The organism is Clostridium sp. LS3, assembly GCF_055330225.1.
Genome location: NZ_CM143921.1, coordinates 3,810,001 through 3,812,500 on the forward strand (window position 1 = coordinate 3,810,001; position 2,500 = coordinate 3,812,500).

Annotated in this window: 2 protein-coding genes, 2 tRNA genes, 3 rRNA genes and 1 pseudogene (2 of these 8 running past the window's edge); 1 reads left to right on the forward strand and 7 read right to left on the reverse strand. The window is 29.0% G+C overall.

Features of this window, described 5'->3' with window-relative positions:
* A protein-coding gene (locus ACZJV1_RS17935; RefSeq protein ID WP_463650959.1) for a pyruvate, water dikinase regulatory protein crosses the window boundary here: on the reverse strand, nucleotides 1-255 show its beginning. It extends 549 nt beyond the left edge of the window; the window shows 255 of its 804 coding nt (coding positions 1-255); the start codon lies at nucleotides 253-255; its stop codon lies beyond the left edge, outside the window.
* A 172-nt stretch (nucleotides 256-427) separates the two neighbouring features.
* Here ACZJV1_RS17935 and ACZJV1_RS17940 point away from each other — a divergent pair, with 172 nt between their 5' ends.
* The gene (locus ACZJV1_RS17940; protein ID WP_463650960.1) at nucleotides 428-1,177 is read left to right on the forward strand and encodes a signal peptidase II; all 750 of its coding nucleotides are present in this window, start codon (nucleotides 428-430) and stop codon (nucleotides 1,175-1,177) included.
* An 85-nt stretch (nucleotides 1,178-1,262) separates the two neighbouring features.
* On the opposite strand, the gene ACZJV1_RS17945 is transcribed toward ACZJV1_RS17940, so the two are convergent.
* The 6 genes and pseudogenes from ACZJV1_RS17945 to ACZJV1_RS17970 form a co-directional block, all read right to left on the reverse strand.
* A tRNA-Lys gene (locus ACZJV1_RS17945) sits at nucleotides 1,263-1,338 on the reverse strand.
* A 6-nt stretch (nucleotides 1,339-1,344) separates the two neighbouring features.
* A 5S ribosomal RNA gene (gene rrf / locus ACZJV1_RS17950) occupies nucleotides 1,345-1,461 on the reverse strand.
* A gap of 268 nt (nucleotides 1,462-1,729) precedes the next feature.
* A pseudogene (gene ldh / locus ACZJV1_RS17955) lies at nucleotides 1,730-1,858 on the reverse strand (L-lactate dehydrogenase); the annotation flags it as partial.
* Between the two features lie 193 nt (nucleotides 1,859-2,051).
* A tRNA-Lys gene (locus ACZJV1_RS17960) sits at nucleotides 2,052-2,127 on the reverse strand.
* 6 nt (nucleotides 2,128-2,133) lie between these two features.
* Nucleotides 2,134-2,250: ribosomal RNA gene (gene rrf / locus ACZJV1_RS17965) — 5S ribosomal RNA — on the reverse strand.
* A 55-nt stretch (nucleotides 2,251-2,305) separates the two neighbouring features.
* A 23S ribosomal RNA gene (locus ACZJV1_RS17970) occupies nucleotides 2,306-2,500 on the reverse strand (it continues 2,711 nt past the right edge of the window).

The window sequence follows — 2,500 nt, forward strand, 5'->3', positions numbered from 1 at the left end:
ATTTACTACTGATATATTCTTTTCTACACACTTTTGTGTTAAGTACTCTCTTACACTAACTGTTATTATTGTAGAAACTATCACACTTTTGTCAGATTCACTTACTTCTCTAATTAGTTCCTCTACATCTTCTAACCCATTTACATATGGTACTCTTTTAACCTCTACCTCACCTTTAAATTGACTCGCTGCTGCTAATGCAACTTGCTCTGCTGTTTCCCCTATAGAATCTGAAACTGCAAAAATTTTTAACAACTCAATCCCCTCCTATGTATATCATTACTTTATTATTTATCTAAATAACGTAAATATTCAGTATTTTCTCTTTAATTATATCAGTATTGAAAATAAATTGTTATACTTATATGAATTTTATATTTATATATGATAAAATCTTAATATCTTAAAGTTTCTCTAGGAGGATAACATGAATAACAAATTTAATAAGGATAAATGGATTACCATCGGGATACTTCCCATAATGTGGCTATTATATTTTGCATTTGAGATTATTACTGGAAGAGTAGATAGTGTTTATACTTTATCACTAAATTTATTATTAACTATTTTATTTGCAGTAACTGGTTGGATAATTTATTTTATATCTAATAAATATCCTAAAGGCTTCACTAGTAAAATAATATTAATTATTTTTTTCATACTTATGCTAATAGATCAAGGAATAAAGCTAGTGATTAAATTTTTCTTCTTTGATAAATATTTTGAAATTATCCCTAAATTTCTTTCATTTAATCCAATAATAAACACTGATGGTTCTTGGTTAAATGCTAGATTTGGACTTGGAGTTGGATTTTCTGCTTTAATAATATTAAATGGAATTGCATTAGTTCTATTTATAGAGCTCTATAGATACTATTTATCTAAAGGAAATAAAGATTTCTGGTCTGATATGTCATTTTTATTTATTATGGCTGGTGCTTTATGTTCATTTATAGATAAAGTATTTTATGGTGGAAGTCTAGACTTTATAGGAATTAGTAATTTATTTATAGCAGATATAAAGGATATGTATATAAATTTAGGAATTTTATTTTTTATAATGTTAATATACACAAAAGGATATTTTAAAGAAGAAGATTCATCAACATTAAATGATGATTTGAACTCTGTAAAGAAATTTTTTAAATTTATGAAAGATGATATATTAAGAAAATAAAAAGAAAGGGACATGTCCCTTTCTTTTTATATATAATGCTAAGCAAGTTCCTATTAAAAAATCACTTCATTAATGAAGTGATTTTTGGTGGCTTACCCGGGAATCGAACCCGGTACACCTTGATTAAAAGTCAAGTGCTCTACCGATTGAGCTAGTAAACCCTATGAACCTGGCAACGTCCTACTCTCCCACACAGTTTCCCATGCAGTACCATCGGCGCTATAAAGCTTAACTTTCCTGTTCGGAATGGGAAGGAGTGTTTCCTTTACGCCATCATCACCAGATATTTTTCTCTCAACAAGAACTTATTATATAGATATATTGTCCACATGTCAACATTTTTTTTAAAATTAATTTATTTTTTTATTATTTAATATAAATTAATTTAAATTTCCCCATAAATGTTTTAATTAAGCTAACTCTAATATAACTTTCTTATTGAATTTTTAAACTTAATATTATACTTTAATTTATAAAAATAATATTGATATTCTATTATAAACTTCTAAACTAGCTTGTTCAGTTTCTAAAACTTAATCTATATAAACATTTTAGATCCATTACTTCTCCAAGATCCTTTTCCCTATTAATATCTATCATAAGCACTTCATTACAAACCTATTGAGTTATTAAACTAAATGCCGTAATAGCTTCAACTAATCCAATCTCTATTATGTCTATTTTTTCGTTTTTAAGTGGCTAATTACTACTTCACTTTAAGTTTTATTTAATTACTTCAATTTTATTTATCTATAAATTATATATTAATATTAGTCTTATATTATTTCGTATAAACTAGATTATAAATATTATTTATTAAATATTAAATATTTTAAAATTTATAAAAAAAAATCCTAAACAAAAGTTTAGGATTTGGTGCGTCATCAGGGGATCGAACCCGGGACACCCTGATTAAGAGTCAGGTGCTCTACCAACTGAGCTAATAACGCATAATAACCTGGCAACGTTCTACTCTCCCACACAGTTTCCCATGCAGTACCATCGACGCTGTAGAGCTTAACTTTCCTGTTCGGAATGGAAAGGAGTGTTTCCTCTACGCCATCATCACCAGATATCAGAGTGTTCTCTGAAAATTGCACATGAATTACAGCCAAAATCTTTTAATTATTGGTCAAGCCCTCGACCTATTAGTATCAGTCAGCTAAATATGTTACCACACTTACACCTCTGACCTATCAACCTTGTGTTCTTCAAGGGGTCTTACTAGCTTATGCTATGGGAAATCTCATCTTGAGGGGGGCTTCACGCTTAGATGCTTTCAGCGTTTATCCCTTCCCGACTTAGCTACCCAGCCATGCTCTT